Raw genomic sequence first — 16,221 nt, 5'->3', positions numbered from 1 at the left:
AAAGAATAATCAGGCCTGCTGCCGAGTCGCGGTCAGCACAATCTCGCGAACACACACGTTCTGCGGCTGCTGATACGCATAGGCAATCGCCGACGCCACGTCCTCAGCGCTCAACACTGTGCCGCCCATGTCCTGTTTCCAGGCCTGGTAACCGGTCTTGATCGCTTCATCGGTGGTGTGGCTCAACAACTCGGTTTCCACTGCGCCCGGGGCAATGGTGATCACTCGCACATTGTGTGGCGACAGCTCTTCGCGCAGGTTTTCCGACAAACCATGCACCGCGAATTTGGTGCCGACGTAAGCCACATGATTCGGGAAGGTCTTGCGCCCGGCCACCGAGCTGATGTTGATGATCGTGCCGTGTTTGCGCTCGACCATCCCCGCGACCACCGCGTGCACGCCGTTGAGCAACCCTTTCACGTTGACGTCGAGCATCTGGTCCCACTGGGCCGGGTCCTGTTTGCTCATCTCGCCGAGCAGCATCACTCCGGCGTTGTTGATCAAGGCGTCCGCCGGGCCGAATTGCGCTTCGGCTTCGGCGACCGCAGCGAGCAGGGCGGCGCGGTCGGTGATGTCGACCTGGCGGCTCAGGCTGTTCGGCAACTCCAGGGCTTCCAGGCGTTCAACCCGGCGCGCCAGCAGCAACAGTGGATGGCCGGCAGCGCTCAACAGGCGTGCGGCGGCTTCGCCAATGCCCGAACTGGCCCCGGTGATGATGATCAATGGCTTGCTCATGGCTAGACTCCTGAAATAAGAAAAACAAATCACTCAAGCTGCGGCGCAGTATATTTACCGCTGTTCGGGCTGAAAAATGCCTTATTCCTCTGTCTGCTATCGGAATCTCCTATGGATATCCGTCATCTCAAAGCCTTTCTCGCCGTCTTCGAGGAGCGCAATATCACCGCGGCGGCGCAGCGGCTGTTTATCAGCCAGCCGACCTTGTCCGTGACCATCAAGCAACTCGAAGACGAAATGGGCGCCGCGCTGTTTGTGCGTCAGCCCCGGGGCGTGGAGGTCAGTGACGAGGCGCGGGTGTTGTATCCGCAAGCGCGGCGGATGGTGGCGGAAGCCGAGGCCTTGAGCCGTTTGTTCCGTGGCCGGGAAAACCGTGTGCCGCTGACCCTGGGCATCGAAGGCGATATCGCTGACCGCCACATCGAAGCCTTCGTGCACATGGCCCATCAGGCGTTGCCCAACTTGTTGCTGACGTTGGAGGAGGGCTGCCACGGCGATGCTCGGCTGGCGGTGGAAGAGATGTGCTGCGAGGACGAATTGTTCCTGCCGTTGTGGGAAGAGTCTTACGTGATGACGTTGCCGGTGGGGCATCCGATGGCGTCGGCGGAATCGGGGCAATCCTGGACGCCGATCGATGACTGGATTACCTGCCCGCAGCATCCGTCCCATCAGCGCTTGATGGCGTTGTACGGACGCTCGCCCGAGGCGGTGGCCGGGCATGCGGGCTCATTGAAACAGGCGTTGCATATGGTGGCGGCTGGCGTGGGTGTGGCGATGTTGCCGCAGTCGTTGGTCAGTGGGCACGACAGGGTGGTGACCCGTGCCTTGCACCTGCCGGCACCGACGCGCCGGGTGGGGCTGTGCTATGCGGCGCAGGCGCTGGAATTGCCGGCGTTGCGCGGGTTGCATGAGTATTTTCAGGTGAATCGGCCGGTAGATATGGAGGCTGCGTAGCGATCCGTAGCAGCTGTCGAGCACCGCGAGGCAGCGTTCGGCGGCGAAGCCGTCGTGAAATCAGGCGACGCGGTGTGTCAGGCAGGCCGCGTGTGCAGGGTTTACGACGGCTTCGCCGCCGAACGCTGCCTCGCGGTGCTCGACAGCTGCTACGGGTGTGCGTTCTATTCCAGCATCTTGCCCAACAACCAACTCCCCGCCGGCCCCGGCGGATGCAGCCTTGACCACAGCGCATCCACATACACCGGTTTCGGCCAGCCGCGCACTTCCAGTTCCACCAGCACCCCCGCGCCAAACCGTCCCACCAGCCAGCGCGGCAGCGGCGCCCAGCCGAATCCGCCCTGGGCCATTTCCAGCAGCATCAGGTAACTCGGCGCCGACCAGACCCGGCCCTTCGCTCGACTTTCATACGGGTTGACGATGGTCGCCAAACGCAGCTCCCGATGCTGTTGCAACATGTCCTGATCGATCCCGCTCAGCGTCGCCAACGGGTGCGTTTGCGAGACGAACAGGGCGATTTCCGTGCGCTCGTCGACGGTCGAGCTGACCAGGTCCGGCGGGTAGCTGTCCTGCATTTCGGCGAAGGCGACATTCGCTCGACCCCGTTGCACCAGCGCCACCAGGTCATCGCATTCGGCGATCAGACATTCGAGCTCCAGGTCCGGGTAGCGCTGTTCAAAGGCACTCAGGGCCGCTTCGAAACGGTCGGACTGATAAGTGTCGGAAATCGCCACCGTCAGCTTCGCCTCGACCCCTTGGGACAATTGGCTGGCGGTCATTTCCAGGCGACTGGTGGCGGCCAGGATGTCCTCGGCCCGTTGCAGCATCACGTGCCCGGCCGGGGTCAGGGTGGGCTTGCGGCTGCTGCGGTCGAACAGGCTCAGGTTCAGATCGATTTCCAGGCTGGCCACCGCCGCACTGATGGTCGACTGACTGCGCCCGAGTTTGCGCGCCGCCGCAGAAAACGAGCCTTGGGTCGCGGCCTGGACAAACGCCAGCAACACTTCGTGAGAGGCCATGAGCTATCGCCTTGATCGATGGTTATTGATTATGAAGTATCGGTGCGCTGACAGATCATGGCAACCACACTCACTCAGGGAGTCTGGCCATGAACGCCAACAAATCCATCACTGAACGTATTTTCCAGGCCATCGGTTTCGAACTGCTGGCCGTATTGATCTGCACCCCGCTGCTGGCCTGGGTCATGGACAAGCCGATGCTGGAAATGGGCGTCGCCACCATTGCCATCGCCGCCCTGGCGTTGGCTTGGAACGTGGTGTTCAACGGGTTTTTCGACCGCTTGCTCAAGCGTTTCGAGATCGTGCGCAACGCCTGGGTGCGGGTGGTGCATGCGCTGTTGTTCGAAGGCGGTTTGATCGTGATGGGCGTGCCATTGATCGCGTGGTGGCTGAGCATCAGCCTGTGGCAGGCGTTCCTGCTGGACATCGGTGTGCTGCTGTTTTTCCTGCCGTATACCTACGTTTACCACTGGGGGTATGACGTGGTGCGGGAGCGGTTGGTTTTGCGCAGCTCTTGCGAAGGGTAAAATCGCAGCCTTGTAGCAGCTGACGAGCACCGCGAGGCAGCGTTCGGCGGCGAAGCCGTCGTAAACCCTGCGCACGCGGTCTACCTGAAACACCGCGTCGCCTGATTTCACGACGGCTTCGCCGCCGAACGCTGCCTCGCGGTGCTCGTCAGCTGCTACGGGCTGCCGTCGCTTCGGCGCACAACTCACTGACAAACTCTAAAAACGCCCGCACCTTCGCCGCCGGCAAATGCCGCGACGGGTACAGCGCATACAACGGAAAGCGCTCATCCGGCCAGTCGGGAAACAACTCCACCAGCCGTCCTTGCGCCAACGCCGGGGCGATCCCCAAATCCAGCACTTGAGCGATGGCCTGGCCGCTTTCGCAGACGCTGTGCAAGGTGCCGACATCATTGACCAGCAAGCGGCAGTTAGGCTGCACATGCAACACCGCGCGCCCCGGACGATGAAACTCCCAACCAAACGGCCGCGCCGTCTGCGGGTCGCGGAACTGCACGCAGGTGTGGCGCTCGTCTTCCATGTCCAGTGGCGTCAGCGGTCGGCCATGACGTTTCAGATACGCCGGCGAGGCGAGGGTCAACACCCGCACGTCCAACAACTGGCGCGCCACCAGCGACGAAGACGCCGGATGGCCAAAGCGCACCGCGAGGTCGAAGCCGTCCGCCACCATGTCGCCGAGTTGATCGCGGGTTTGCAGTTCCAAGTACAACTCGGGATAACGCGCCATGAACTGCCCGAGCTTCGGTCCCAGAATCAGCCGTGAAAAATACGGGTCCATGTTGACCCGCAACCGTCCCCGCACCTGGGTGGCGCTGGTCGAGGCCGAGTTGGCGGCTTCTTCCAGGTTGACCAGCAGCGGCGCGATTTCAGCATGGAAGCGCCGACCTTCATCGGTCAGGGTGACCGTGCGGGTGGTGCGGTCGAACAAGCGGATACCCAGGCGTTTTTCCAGGCGGGCGATGGCGCGGCTGACCCCGGACGGCGTCAGTTCCAGCACCTCGGCGGCCCGGACAAAACTGCCGCCATCGACCACCGCGCTGAACACGCCCATGCCACTGGCGAGGCTGGCATCAAAGCTCATTGGTGACTCCCGATCATTTACGCAATGACATTCATGCTATCGGAGAATGTCTGCCCGCGGCTCAATATTCTGCCCATCGCGACAACCGTCGCCATCCAGCAGGAGAACAGCTGATGTACGCAGTCATGGGCATTACCGGGAAAGTGGGCGGCGCGGTCGCCCGGACGTTGCTGGCCGCCGGGCACCGAGTCCGCGCGGTGGTGCGCAGTGCCGATAAAGGTGCGGTGTGGGCCCGGCAGGGGTGTGAATTGGCGGTGGCGGATGTCGACGATCGCGACGCCATGGTGAACGCGTTCACCGGCGTGGCCGGGGTGTTCGTGATGATGCCGTCGAATTTCGACCCGTCGCCCGGCTTCCCGGAAACCCGCGAAGTGGTGGAGAACATTCGCTCGGCGCTGGAAACCGCTCAGCCAGGCAAAGTGGTGGGGCTTTCGACCATTGGCGCCCAGGCTTCTCAGCCTAATCTGCTCAATCAATTGCGTCTGTTGGAGTTGGCATTGAGCGAACTGGCGCTGCCGGTCACCTTGCTGCGGCCGGCCTGGTTCATGGAAAACGCCTTGTGGGATGTCGAATACGCGGTCGGTTCGGGCGGGATTCCGAGCTTTCTGCAACCCTTGGATAAACCGGTGCCGATGATCGCCACGGCGGATGTCGGTCGTGTCGCCGCCGAGCTTTTACGGGAGGAGTGGAGCGGTCAGCGCATTGTCGAACTGGAAGGCCCGCAACGGGTTACGCCATTGCAACTGGGCGCCGGGTTCAGCGAGTTGCTGGGTAAACCGGTGCGCATGCATGTCGTGCCTCGCGAGACGTGGCAGGGGTTGTTTGAAAGCCAGGGGATGCGCCATCCGTTGCCACGGATGCAGATGATCGATGGCTTCAATGAAGGCTGGATCGAGTTTGAGGGTGAGCCGCGCAAGGGCCGGGTCGAGTTGTTGACCGTGCTTAAGCAGCTTTTGACGAAGTAGACCCGTAGGAGCGAGGCTTGCCCGCGAAGGCGATGTGTCGGTCAACCATTGCGTTGAATGTTAAACCGCCTTCGCGGGCAAGCCTCGCTCCTACAAGAGCGTGCAGGCTTACAAAAACATCCCGCCCGACGCTTCAATGCGTTGGCCGTTGATCCACTGGCCGCCCGGCGACAGCAACAGCGCAATGGCGGCGCCAATGTCATCCGGCTGCCCGGCGCGACCCAGCGCCGTGCTGCTCGCCACCATCTGATTCACCGCCGCGTTATCGCGCACCGTTCCGCCGCCGAAATCGGTCTCGATGGCACCCGGCGCGAGGGTATTCACCGCGATCCCGCGCTCACCAAGCTCTCTGGCCTGATAGCGCGTCAACACCTCCATCGCGCCTTTCATCGCCGCATAAGCGCCGTAACCCGGCAGGCTGAAGCGGGCCAGACCGCTGGAGATATTGACGATGCGCCCGCCGTCATTCATCAGCGGCAACAGGGTTTGGGTCAGGAAAAACGGTCCCTTCAGATGGATATTCATCAGCAAGTCAAACTGCGCCACGGTGGTGTCGACGAAGTTCGCATGCACGCCCACCCCGGCGTTGTTGATCAGGAAGTCGAAGTGCTGTTGATCAAAGTGCGTCTTCAACACGTCCGCGACTGCGCTGCTGAACGCCGCAAAACGTTCACTCTGGCCGACATCGAGTTGCAGCATGGCGGCGCGGCCACCCAGGCTTTCAATTTCGGCGACCAGTGCCTGTGCTTCATCGGCGCGGCTGTTGTAGGTGCCGATGATGTCGATGCCTTGAGCGACCAAATGCAGTGCGGTGCTTTTACCCAGCCCGCGGCTGGCGCCAGTGATCAATGCGATTTTACGGTTCATGGGATTTCCTCAAGCAGTGGATGAGTGATGCGAGGCAGTTTATTTATCCGGCTCTTGGTGATAAACAGAGGTAAATCGGAATCACTGGTCGGTTGAGTCGAACAATAGAAGGTCGCCCATGAACAAACTGGAACTGCTGCGCACCTTTGTCCGTGTCAGCGAAATGTCGAGTTTTACCCTGGCGGGTGAAAGCCTGGGCTTGCCTCGGTCCACGGTGTCCGAGCATGTCCAGGCCCTGGAAACGTTGCTCGGCACGCGCCTGCTGCAACGCACCACGCGCAAGGTTCAGGCGACTCAGGATGGCCTGGTGTTATACGAGCGCAGCAAGGATTTGCTGTCGCACATGGATGAAATCGAAGGGCTGTTCAAACAGGACGAAGCGTTGCTGGCCGGGCGGATTCGTATCGACATGCCGAGCATCATGGCCCGGCGTTTCGTCATGCCGCGCCTGCCGGAGTTCATGGCCAGACACCCGAATCTGGAACTGGAGATCAGCAGCACCGATCGCCGGGTCGATTTGCTCGGTGAGGGATTTGATTGCGTGGTGCGGGTCGGGGCGCAACCGGATCAATCGGTGGTCGCGCGCCGCGTGTGCGACTTTGCCATGGCCAACTGCGCCAGCCCGGCGTATCTGCAACTTTATGGCGTGCCGCAGAGTCTCGAAGATTTGGCTCATCACCGATTGGTGCACTACGTCAGCGTGTTGGGGTCGCGTTCGGAAGGGTTTGAGTACGAGGAAGAGGGCAAGCTGCATCGCGTGGCGATGGCCGGCAGCATCACGGTCAACAACTCCGATGGCTACGAATCGGCATGCCTTGGCGGTTTCGGCCTGATCCAGGCGCCTCTGCATGGCATGCGGCCATACTTGCTCAGCGGCGAATTGGTCGAAGTGCTGCCGCAACTGCGCGCGCCGTCGATGGAAGTCTCCATGTTGTATGCACGTCAACGACAACTGCCCTTGCGGGTGCGGGTATTCATGGACTGGCTGGAACACATCATCCGCAGCACCCACTGACCCTGTGGGAGCGGGCTTGCTCGCGAAGGCAATCCGTCATTCGACATCTGCGTTGACTGACACGCCGCTATCGCGAGCAAGCTCGCTCCCACAGAGAATCGGAGTTGGATGCAAATATTGAGTTCACCCAGGACCCAATGTGGGAGCGAGCCTGCTCGCGAATGCAATCCGTCATTCAACATCTGCGTTGACTGACACACCGCTTTCGCGAGCAAGCCCGCTCCCACAAGGAATCGGAGTTGGATGCAAATATTGAGTTCACCCAGAACCCAATGTGGGAGCGGGCTTGCTCGCGAATGCAATCCGTCATTCAACATCTACGTTGACTGACACGTCGCTTTCGCGAGCAAGCCCGCACCCACAGGGGAGCGGAGTTGGATGCAAAAATTGAGTTCACCCAGAACCCAATGTGGGAGCGGGCTTGCTCGCGAATGCAATCCGTCATTCAACATCTACGTTGACTGACACGCCGCTTTCGCGAGCAAGCCCGCTCCCACAGAGAATCGGAGTTGGATGCAAATATTGAGTTCACCCAGGACCCAATGTGGGAGCGAGCCTGCTCGCGAAGGCGATGTGTCAGTCAACACTGATGTTGAATGATAGACCGCCATCGCGAGCAAGCCTCGCTCCTACAGATCCGGGGTAGGCATCAGACGTGGAAGTAGCCCACGCAGGAGTCGAACGGCAGGCGCTTGAGTTCGATTTTGTTCAGGTCCAGCACTTCGCGCAGGGCTTTGGTTTCGCCCGGGAAGTTGCGGTAGGCGACTTCGTCCAGGACCACGACCGCGCCTTTTGGCATGTACGGCAGGAAGGTTTCCAGGGCGACTTTGGTCGATTCGTACAGGTCGGTGTCGAGGATCAGCATCGCCACCACCAGGTCTGGACGGGTCTTGACCCACTCGGGCACGGTCTTGACGATGTCGCCCTTGACCAGTTCGCAACGCGGGATGCGGTTGACCGGGCGCAGCAGGTCGTTGGCGTCGATCATGTCCTGGATCAGCGACTGGTCGGTGTCGGAGAACATGGTCTCGTTGACGTCCGCCGGGTCTTCTTTCTTGTCGATGCTCTGGAAGCCTTCGAAGGTGTCGAAGCCGATGATCGAGCGGTTGATCGCGTACGGTTCCAGGATCATCGACAAGTGCATGTACAGCATCAGCGAGTTGCCCTTGTACACGCCGCACTCGATGATCGCGCCCGGTACTTCAGCGACTTTCTTGAACAGCTCCATGCGCGACAGCGCAGCGGTCACGCCAATGCGGTTGGCAAAGACGAACGGCGCGTCGGCTACATACTCGGCGTCGACCCGTTTCAGGACGTTGGCACGGGTTTCGTTGTACTGGGCCTCGGCGGGCGTGATGCGACGCTTGGTCATTGCTGGATTCCTTGGAAATTCGAAAAGTCGTGGGCGTGGAAATAGTCTTTGAAACCGGCGCCGACGTCAGGGCAGGCGCTGTCGACGTTGATGGCGCCGCGCTGGTGCTTGAGGTCGTCGAGGTGCATCAGGCGGAAGTCCACGCTGAAGCGGGTCTGTTGCGTGTGGTTCGGCACAGTACCGTGCAAATGCGAACCGGAGAAGATCAACATGTCACCGGTGTTGCCGGCCACGCGTACTTCCGAGGCGGTGTTGATCGCTTCCAGCGGCACCGGGTGCACCCGGGCTTCCTCTTTGAGGTTTTCCTTGGCCTTGTGCCGCTGGTTACTGATCCAGTCGTTGAGGCTCCATTCGCTGGAGGTGTTCTTCACCGGCACGTCGAAGTAGCCGCCGTTGATCATCATGGTCTGGTCGGGGCTGATGGTGTGCACCGGCATCCAGGTGTTGATCTGGCAATCGACGCTGCCGTACCAGGTATCGCGATGGGGTTTGTAGGCGTAGCTGACGCCCGCGTGCAGGTACTCGTAGTTCGGGACTACGCGAATCCGCGGCACGTCGAAAATGTATTCGCGCGGGTCGACACCGATTTCATCGATGAACGCCAGGATCAATTCCTTGGCGCGCAGGCTGTTGGTGAACTGGCCCTTGAGGCGCGTCACCAGTACCACGAATTCTTCCACCGGCATCAACGTATGCAGGGCCTGGTGGTGGGTCTCGCCGTTGAAGGCGGCGGTGATGCTTTCCTGGGCAAACGCGCACAGCTCTTTGGCGGCACGCAGCTCAGTGTTCAAGAAGATGTCACCGGCGTAGATGGCTTCTTTGAAGTCAGCTTTTTTCTGAAGCTGATTGATGTACAGATTCACGGTTCGCACTCCTGAATGCATCGAGTCTCTTTAGAATCGGCACCACGTTAGCAAACTGAAGTGCGATCCATCGCCTCGCAGATCAATAAAGGCATAAATGGGGAAATTTGCGACGAAATGGGGCGGGCCAGGCAAAAAAATCCCGGCTCGGGAAGGCCGGGACATGATCGACCCCTGTAGGAGCTGCCGAAGGCTGCGATCTTTTGACGTTGCTCTAAAAGATCAAAAGATCGCAGCCTTCGGCAGCTCCTACGGGAGAGTGCGCGTAAGGTCAGAACAGTTTGGTGAACAACCAGTACAAACTGCCCGACAGCAGGATCGCCGCCGGCAAGGTCAGCACCCAGGCCATCAGCAGGTTGCGGATGGTCTTCATCTGCAAGCCGCCGCCATTGGCCACCATGGACCCGGCCACGCCCGAGGACAACACGTGGGTGGTGGACACCGGCAAGCCAAACATGTCGGCAGCGCCGATGGTCAGCATGGCCACGGTTTCCGCCGACGCGCCTTGGGCATACGTCAGGTGGGTCTTGCCGATTTTTTCACCGACCGTCACCACGATCCGCTTCCAGCCGACCATGGTGCCCAGCCCCAGCGCGATGGCCACGGCGATCTTCACCCACAGCGGAATGAAGCGTGTGGAGTTGTCGATCTGCTGCTTGAACAATTGCAGCTTGCCGCTAGTGTCGGCGTCGAAGTTACCGACCTTGTTCTTGTCCATCAGGCGAATGGTTTCGCTGGTCAGGTACATGTCGTTACGCACGTTGCCCACGGCTTCGGCCGGGACTTTCGACAGTGAACCGTAACCCTTGACCTCCGCGCCAATGTTGCCGGTCAGGGCGGCGAGGGCCGGCACCAATTGTGGCGTGGCTTCCTTGCTGCGCACGTAGTCGGACAGCACGGAGCGCGGATCGGCCGGAGAGGGCAGCGGCGACGCTTTCACCAGCGCTTGCTGGGTGACTTCGGCCACGGCGGCGAACTGCAACGCCTGATCGGCCGGCATGGTGCGGTTCAGCGCATACGCCATCGGCAAGGTGCCGACCAGAATCAACATGATCAGGCCCATGCCTTTCTGGCCGTCGTTGGAACCGTGGGCGAAGGACACGCCGGTGCAGGTCAGGATCAACAGACCGCGAATCCACCACGGTGGCGGGGCGTCGCCTTCCGGCGCCTTGTACAACGCGCGATTCTTCACGAAGGCGCGCAAGGCCAGCAGCAACAACGCGGCGCAGCCGAAGCCCACCAGCGGCGAGAGCAGCAACGCGTAACCGATCTTGGTCGCCTGGGCCCAATCCACGCCACTGGTGCCATCGCGGCCGTGCATCAAGGCATTGGCCACGCCGACGCCGATGATCGAACCGATCAAGGTGTGCGACGACGAGGCCGGCAAGCCCAGCCACCAGGTGCCGAGGTTCCACAGGATCGCGGCGATCAACAGGGCGAAGATCATGGCGAAACCGGCGGAGGAGCCGACTTGCAGGATCAGCTCAACCGGCAGCAACGCGATGATGCCGAACGCTACCGCACCGCTCGACAGCAACACGCCGAGAAAATTGAAGAAGCCGGACCAGGCCACCGCAAAGTTCGGCGGCAGCGAGTTGGTGTAAATCACCGTGGCCACGGCGTTGGCGGTGTCGTGGAAGCCGTTGACGAATTCAAAACCGAGGGCGATCAGCAACGCCACGCCGAGCAGCAGAAACGGCGTCCAGGTGGTCACCACCGTGCCGAGTTCGTGCATGTCGTGCATCAGGCTGTAAGCGGTGAACAACAGGCCACTGGCCAGCACGCCAAAGAAAATCACCAGAGTGAACAGGCCGGGTTTTTTATTAAGTTGCGGTCTGGCGCTGCTGGCGGATGCCTGACCAGCGGTATAGGAAGGAGTAGCCATCACGGACAATCCTGAGGAGGGAGGAGTATCGCCAATGATCGTTTCAAAATGTGACAGAGAGACTGCGGTGGGTCAGTGTTTGCGGTTTTTTGCTTTTCCATTGACCCGAAAGAGCAAGATCAAAAGATCGCAGCCTTCGGCAGCTCCTACAGGGGAATGGGTACACCTGTAGGAGCTGCCGAAGGCTGCGATCTTTTGCTCTTAATAATCCTGGCGCTTACGGAACGCCCAACGCCCCGCCAGCACCGTAAACGTCGCCACCAACGCCACTAGAATCCAGAACCCTTCCGGATCACCCGCCAGCGGTATCCCGCCGACGTTCATCCCGAAAAAACCGGCAATGATGTTGATCGGCAACGCCAGCACCGTGACCACCGTCAACGTAAACAGCGTGCGGTTGCTCTGCTCGTTGAGGTTGGCGGCGATTTCTTCCTGCAACAGCTTGATCCGTTCACCGAGGGCAGTGAGGTCGTTGATGATCAACGCAAACTCCTCGGTGGATTTGCGCAGTTCCTTGACGTCTTCCTTCTGCAGCCATTGCGGCGGCCGGTTGAGCAGGCGCAGCAACGACCCCGGCTCCAGCGCCAGCAAGCGTTGCAGGCGCACCAGCACCCGGCGATTGGCGCCCAGTTCGGCACGGTTGGTCGACAGCCGCGACGACAGCAACTCATCTTCGATCTGATCGACACTCTGGCTGGTCTTGCGCACGATCTGCGTCAGCACTTCGCCCTGATCGCGCAGCAGGTGCACCAGCAACTCCAGCGGCGAACGAAAGCATTCGCCGGCCTTCACCGACGAACGCAACTTGTCCACCGAGTGCAGCGGTTGCAGACGTGCGCTGATGATCAGCTTGCTGCGCGCACAGACCCACAGCGTCGACACATCCGACGAGACCATGCTGCTGAGGTTGAACACCACATCGTTGACCACCGCCAGCAGCGCCGAATCGACGTGCTCGATACGCGTCGAACGCGAACCTTCGTGCAGCGCCTCGAAAAACTCCTCGGGCAATTCCAGATGACTTTTCATCCAGCGCTCGCACGCGGCGTGGGCCAGGTTCAAGTGCAGCCAGAGGAATTCATCGCTGTCTTCGGATTGCTGCAAACAGCGCAGCGCCTCGGCGGAATCGATCTCCCGACCGCGCTCACCCGGACGAAAACGGAAGCCGTAAAGCAGGCCGAACAAGTCAGTGTCGCGATGGCTGTGATCGATGCTGTGGTTCATGAGGTCTCGCTGGGAGGAAGTGCCTGTCGCGGGTTTCACAGGTTCACTTGAGCCACATCATTGCAAGGAACCTTGACGGTTTTGTGACGGTTTGAAGTGGTGGCCCGATCAAACCGGGTTTGTACCGGCTCGCTTACCGAGCCGTTACACAGTCGATCTCAAGTCCGGCTGACCGATGTCGATGATGGACTAAACCTGAACCCACATAGGACAAGTCCCATGGTCAGCATCACCTCCGTTTCGATCAATCAGACCCTCTCGACGCCGACGAGCAAAACCTCGATCAGCGGCAGCGCCGAAGACACCACGTCTGCGACCGCCACAGCGTCTGCTTCTGCGTCGGGTGATACCACCAAGGCGAGCGGCGGAGCCCCGGCTGGCGGTGGTAGCAGTTCGAGCAGCAGCAGTGAATCCGATACGGTGACAGAACTGCGCAAGCAGATCGCCGAGTTGCAAAAGCAATTGCAGGAACAACAGCAGCAACTGCAAGCAGCCCAGGCCAAGCAGGAAAGCGCGGATGCCAAAGCCGCTGACGTTGCGGCGGCTCAGTCGCAGATCTCGGCGACGTCGGGTTCGTTGCAGACCGCCACGGCGGCGTTGTTGCAGGCGTTGCAGGATGAAGGCGGCAGCACGGCTGGCTCGGTGGTCAGTACGACGGCTTAAATCACCGACGGTAGCCTAAAGGTAAATTGCGTGCCGTTCTGAGCCGTGGACTCGACCTGCAATTGACCGCCATGGGACTGGGCAATCTGGCTGGCAATGTAGAGGCCCAATCCCAGGCCGGCCTGGGGGGTATCGCCGGCGGGGCGCGAGTAGGGCTGGAACAGGTGGGGCAGCACTTCTTCGGGGATCTGCCCCTGGTTTTTCACTGCCAGCAGCAGGTTGCCTTGCTCGACCCGCGCGGTGACTTCCACCTCACACCGGGCTTCGCCGTGGGCAATGGCATTCGCTAGCAGGTTGGACAGTAATTGCGCGACACGCTCGCGGTCGCATGGGATGCCTTTCAAGTCGCCAATCGAAGCGTGAATGCGCCGCTGCGGGTGCACGCTCTGGATTTCCGACACCACATGCTGCAACGCATCGGCCAGGTCCGGGCAGGCCACGATGTTGAGCGGAATGCCGTTGCCCAAACGCCCACGGGCGAAGTCCAGCACGTCGTCCACCAATTGCGCAGCGCGGCGGGTGCTGGTGAGGATGTGCTGCACCAGTTTGTCGCTGCCGGGGTTGGGGAATTTGCGCTGGAGCATTTCACCGGCGGCGCTGATGGCGAACAACGGGTTGCGCAGGTCATGGCCGAGCACGGCTATAAACTGTTCACGCAGTTCGGCGGTTTTCTGTTCCTGCTGCAAAGCCGCTTCGGTTTGTTGCAGGTTCTCTTCGGCTTCGATCTGTAGCGATAACAGGCGTGCGAAGGATTCCAGAGTGGTCTGGATCGCGCTGGTCTTGAGTTCGGCAGGGTTCGGGTCGAGGGCGCAGATGGTGCCGAAGAAACGCCCGTCAGTGCGAAACACCGGGACCGAGATATAGCTTTCGAATTTGTACAGGCGAGGGGTGTGGTGGTCGCGGTACAACGGGTCTTCACTGGCCTTGTCGATCACCACCGAGACATGGGCGGTGCGAATTTCGTGGCACAGGGTCGTGACCACATCCAGTTCACCGCCGACCTTGAGGCCGAAGTCCAGTTGATCGAGCACGGCGCAGGCGGTCCATGAATCTTTGGTGACTCGGGCGACGGCGGCAAAGCGCAGGCCGGTCATTTCACGGATCACCTGAAGAATCGCCGGCACGGCGCTGATCCGGCCGATCGTGGCGATATCTGCTGCCGCTGTTTGCTCCATGTTTCTTTTCTCTGCCTGAACACCGTGAACGGATTCTAGCGACCCTGGTGCGTGCAGGCACAAAAAAACGCACGATCCGAAAATCGTGCGTTCTTGAATGTAGGAGCGAAGCTTGCTCGCGAAAGCGGTGTGTCAGTCACATCAATGTTGGATGTGCTGCCGTCTTCGCGAGCAAGCCCGCTCCCACAGGGATTGCGGTGTTTATGTGTCTTGCTTGTTGCTCAGGACTTTGCCAGTGGCGGCATCGAAATCCACGTCCCATTCAACGCCTGCAGCGGTGCGCAGTTCGACTTCGTATTCGTAGCCGTTGAAGTGGTTGTCCAGATCGGTGTCGGTGATGGTCGCACCCGGATGCAGTTTCAGGGCCGCCTGGTTCAATTCTTCCAAAGGCTTGATCTTGCCGCTTTTGACCAGCTCAGGGATCTGGTCGACGCGAACATCAGCCTGGGCCAGGCCAGCAGTGAGGGTCAGGGCAGCGGCGGTGAACAGGGCAGTCAGGGTTTTCATAAGCATCTTTCCTTGGGGTGATCTGTTTAAGTGGGCTCAGGTTAACCAGCGCAACTTAATTCACCCTTAAATTCTGAGATGACCTTAAAAGCATTCGCGAGCAAGCCCGCTCCCACATTGGATCGTCTGCGAACACAGATTTTGTGAACGACTGCGATCCAGTGTGGGAGCGGGCTTGCTCGCGAAGAGGTCGACGCGGTGTTGCGTCAGACGCCGATCAGTAACCGTTGTTCTGCAGCAATTGCGCTACGGTACCCGCCGCCGGGCGCTTGTAGAACTTCAGCAGTTCACTGGCGCGGTTGGTGAAGATGCCGTCGACGCCGGCGTCCATCACCTTCTGGTAATCAACCGCATCGTCGATGGTGTAGACGTGCACCAGCATGCCCTGATCGTGGGTGAACTGGTTCATCCATGGCTTGACCAGGTCCGAGTAGCTTTGATCGCCGCCCTTGGTCAGCGCCGCCGAAGGACCGGTGCCGATCGCGCCCTGGGACTTGGCGTACTCGACCCATTGCTGGAATTCGGCTTTGTCTTTCGGCTCTTGCTTGGCGTAGTAAGTGGCTTTGTCCTTGTCGCCGGATTCCGCGAAGGTCACTTTGGATTTCGGCTCGATACTGCCTTCACCGACCCACAGCAACAGGATCTTCGGCACCTTCGGCATTTCTTTTTGCAGCAGTTCAAGGCTGCTCTTCTCAAAGGTTTGCAGCACGACTTTGCCTTTGCCCTGGCCAACGGCCAGATTGCTCTTCGCCAGTTTCGAACCGGCCGGGCTCAGCCAGCCGCGATCCTGGAGTTTCTCCTTGAGGTCGTGTTCGATGCCGGGGAATTGCTTCGGCTCCTTGGTTTCGATGTACAAGCCAGGCTTGTGCAGCGGATTGCTCTCGGCGATGTCGATTATTTCGTCGAGGGTCAGGATTTTCAGGCCAACGTAGGAAGGGCGCGCGCGATCCGGGTAAGCGGCGTTAAACCAACTGCCGGCGTCGAGGGTTTTCAGTTCACCAATCGTGAACTGGTTGGCCGGGGCGTCTTTACGATCCGGGAACTTGGTGGCGACGTCGGTGGTGCGTTGCAGGTTGTTGTCGTGCAGGGCGAACAGCACGCCGTCCTTGCTGCGCTGCAGGTCCATTTCCAGGTAATCGGCACCCAGGTCGCGGGCCAGTTTGTAGGACGCGGCGGTGGATTCCGGGGCATCGAACGACGCGCCGCGGTGGGCAATCACCGCCGGATGCGGGATGCCTAAAGTGGTCGCCAGTGCGGTGGGGCTGGGCTGGCTGGCGGCCTGTGCCTGGCCGAGGCCGAGCAGAAGACTCAGCAGCAGGGCGCTCTTGGTGAAGGTTGCAGGCATGGTCGAGGTCCTTTCGCAGAGGTT

At 60.4% G+C, this 16,221-nt stretch carries 16 protein-coding genes and 1 pseudogene; 6 read left to right on the top strand and 11 right to left on the bottom strand.

From position 1 onward, the window contains the following. Positions 1–9: 9 nt before the first annotated feature. A complete protein-coding gene (locus HB680_RS24990; RefSeq protein WP_213941087.1) occupies positions 10–735 on the bottom strand; it encodes an SDR family oxidoreductase in 726 nt (241 codons plus the stop codon). A 111-nt stretch (positions 736–846) separates the two neighbouring features. Between HB680_RS24990 and HB680_RS24985 the strand changes: the two genes are divergently transcribed. After that, entirely contained in the window at positions 847–1,689 is an 843-nt protein-coding gene (locus tag HB680_RS24985; RefSeq protein WP_213941086.1) for a LysR family transcriptional regulator, read from the top strand. A 164-nt stretch (positions 1,690–1,853) separates the two neighbouring features. Here the strand turns inward: HB680_RS24985 and HB680_RS24980 are convergent, their stop codons facing one another. After that, on the bottom strand, positions 1,854–2,708 hold the full coding sequence (locus HB680_RS24980; protein WP_213941085.1) for a LysR family transcriptional regulator: 855 nt from the start codon (positions 2,706–2,708) through the stop codon (positions 1,854–1,856). Between the two features lie 89 nt (positions 2,709–2,797). Between HB680_RS24980 and HB680_RS24975 the strand changes: the two genes are divergently transcribed. Beyond that, positions 2,798–3,235 (top strand): multidrug/biocide efflux PACE transporter, encoded by a 438-nt coding sequence (locus tag HB680_RS24975; RefSeq protein WP_213941084.1) that lies wholly within the window; start codon positions 2,798–2,800, stop codon positions 3,233–3,235. 148 nt (positions 3,236–3,383) lie between these two features. Here the strand turns inward: HB680_RS24975 and HB680_RS24970 are convergent, their stop codons facing one another. Beyond that, a complete protein-coding gene (locus tag HB680_RS24970; RefSeq protein WP_213941083.1) occupies positions 3,384–4,316 on the bottom strand; it encodes a LysR family transcriptional regulator in 933 nt (310 codons plus the stop codon). Between the two features lie 113 nt (positions 4,317–4,429). On the opposite strand from HB680_RS24970, the gene HB680_RS24965 reads away from it, so the two are divergent. Beyond that, entirely contained in the window at positions 4,430–5,281 is an 852-nt protein-coding gene (locus tag HB680_RS24965; protein WP_213941082.1) for an NAD(P)H-binding protein, read from the top strand. Positions 5,282–5,389: 108 nt separating this feature from the next. Here HB680_RS24965 and HB680_RS24960 read toward each other — a convergent pair whose 3' ends face one another. After that, positions 5,390–6,148, bottom strand: a complete 759-nt coding sequence (locus HB680_RS24960) for an SDR family oxidoreductase (RefSeq protein ID WP_213941081.1) — start codon at positions 6,146–6,148, stop codon at positions 5,390–5,392. A 118-nt stretch (positions 6,149–6,266) separates the two neighbouring features. On the opposite strand from HB680_RS24960, the gene HB680_RS24955 reads away from it, so the two are divergent. Together HB680_RS24955 and HB680_RS32915 are read left to right on the top strand one after the other, a co-directional pair. After that, a complete protein-coding gene (locus tag HB680_RS24955; RefSeq protein ID WP_213941080.1) occupies positions 6,267–7,163 on the top strand; it encodes a LysR family transcriptional regulator in 897 nt (298 codons plus the stop codon). 4 nt (positions 7,164–7,167) lie between these two features. Next, a pseudogene (locus HB680_RS32915) lies at positions 7,168–7,257 on the top strand (DUF4381 domain-containing protein); the annotation flags it as partial. Between the two features lie 555 nt (positions 7,258–7,812). Here HB680_RS32915 and HB680_RS24950 read toward each other — a convergent pair. From HB680_RS24950 to HB680_RS24935, 4 genes are all read right to left on the bottom strand, one after another. After that, a complete protein-coding gene (locus HB680_RS24950; protein ID WP_123514271.1) occupies positions 7,813–8,535 on the bottom strand; it encodes a TylF/MycF/NovP-related O-methyltransferase in 723 nt (240 codons plus the stop codon). Next, complete coding sequence (locus HB680_RS24945; RefSeq protein ID WP_213941079.1) at positions 8,532–9,398, bottom strand: hypothetical protein; 867 nt, start codon at positions 9,396–9,398, stop codon at positions 8,532–8,534. The genes HB680_RS24950 and HB680_RS24945 overlap by 4 nt, the downstream gene beginning before the upstream one ends. Before the next feature lie 271 nt (positions 9,399–9,669). After that, positions 9,670–11,283 (bottom strand): inorganic phosphate transporter, encoded by a 1,614-nt coding sequence (locus HB680_RS24940; RefSeq protein ID WP_213941078.1) that lies wholly within the window; start codon positions 11,281–11,283, stop codon positions 9,670–9,672. Positions 11,284–11,484: 201 nt separating this feature from the next. Then, a complete protein-coding gene (locus tag HB680_RS24935; protein WP_213941077.1) occupies positions 11,485–12,507 on the bottom strand; it encodes a transporter in 1,023 nt (340 codons plus the stop codon). A gap of 219 nt (positions 12,508–12,726) precedes the next feature. On the opposite strand from HB680_RS24935, the gene HB680_RS24930 reads away from it, so the two are divergent. Further along, a complete protein-coding gene (locus tag HB680_RS24930) occupies positions 12,727–13,170 on the top strand; it encodes a hypothetical protein (RefSeq protein ID WP_213941076.1) in 444 nt (147 codons plus the stop codon). On the opposite strand, the gene HB680_RS24925 is transcribed toward HB680_RS24930, so the two are convergent. From HB680_RS24925 to HB680_RS24915, 3 genes are all read right to left on the bottom strand, one after another. Next, positions 13,167–14,345 carry a GAF domain-containing sensor histidine kinase gene (locus HB680_RS24925; protein ID WP_213941075.1) on the bottom strand — a complete coding sequence of 393 codons (1,179 nt, stop codon included), beginning with the start codon at positions 14,343–14,345 and terminating at the stop codon, positions 13,167–13,169. The two genes, HB680_RS24930 and HB680_RS24925, sit on opposite strands and share 4 nt — an antisense overlap. 201 nt (positions 14,346–14,546) lie before the next feature. Further along, on the bottom strand, positions 14,547–14,852 hold the full coding sequence (locus tag HB680_RS24920) for a PepSY domain-containing protein (RefSeq protein ID WP_213941074.1): 306 nt from the start codon (positions 14,850–14,852) through the stop codon (positions 14,547–14,549). Between the two features lie 217 nt (positions 14,853–15,069). After that, positions 15,070–16,197, bottom strand: coding sequence for a glycerophosphodiester phosphodiesterase (locus tag HB680_RS24915; protein WP_213941073.1), 1,128 nt, complete (start codon positions 16,195–16,197; stop codon positions 15,070–15,072). Positions 16,198–16,221: the final 24 nt, after the last annotated feature.

It is taken from the genome of Pseudomonas sp. dw_612 (genome assembly GCF_018449725.1).
In the GTDB taxonomy this organism is placed as follows: domain Bacteria; phylum Pseudomonadota; class Gammaproteobacteria; order Pseudomonadales; family Pseudomonadaceae; genus Aquipseudomonas.
Note: the sequence above shows the minus strand (reverse complement) of the source record. Positions and strands in the feature narration are given on the sequence as shown.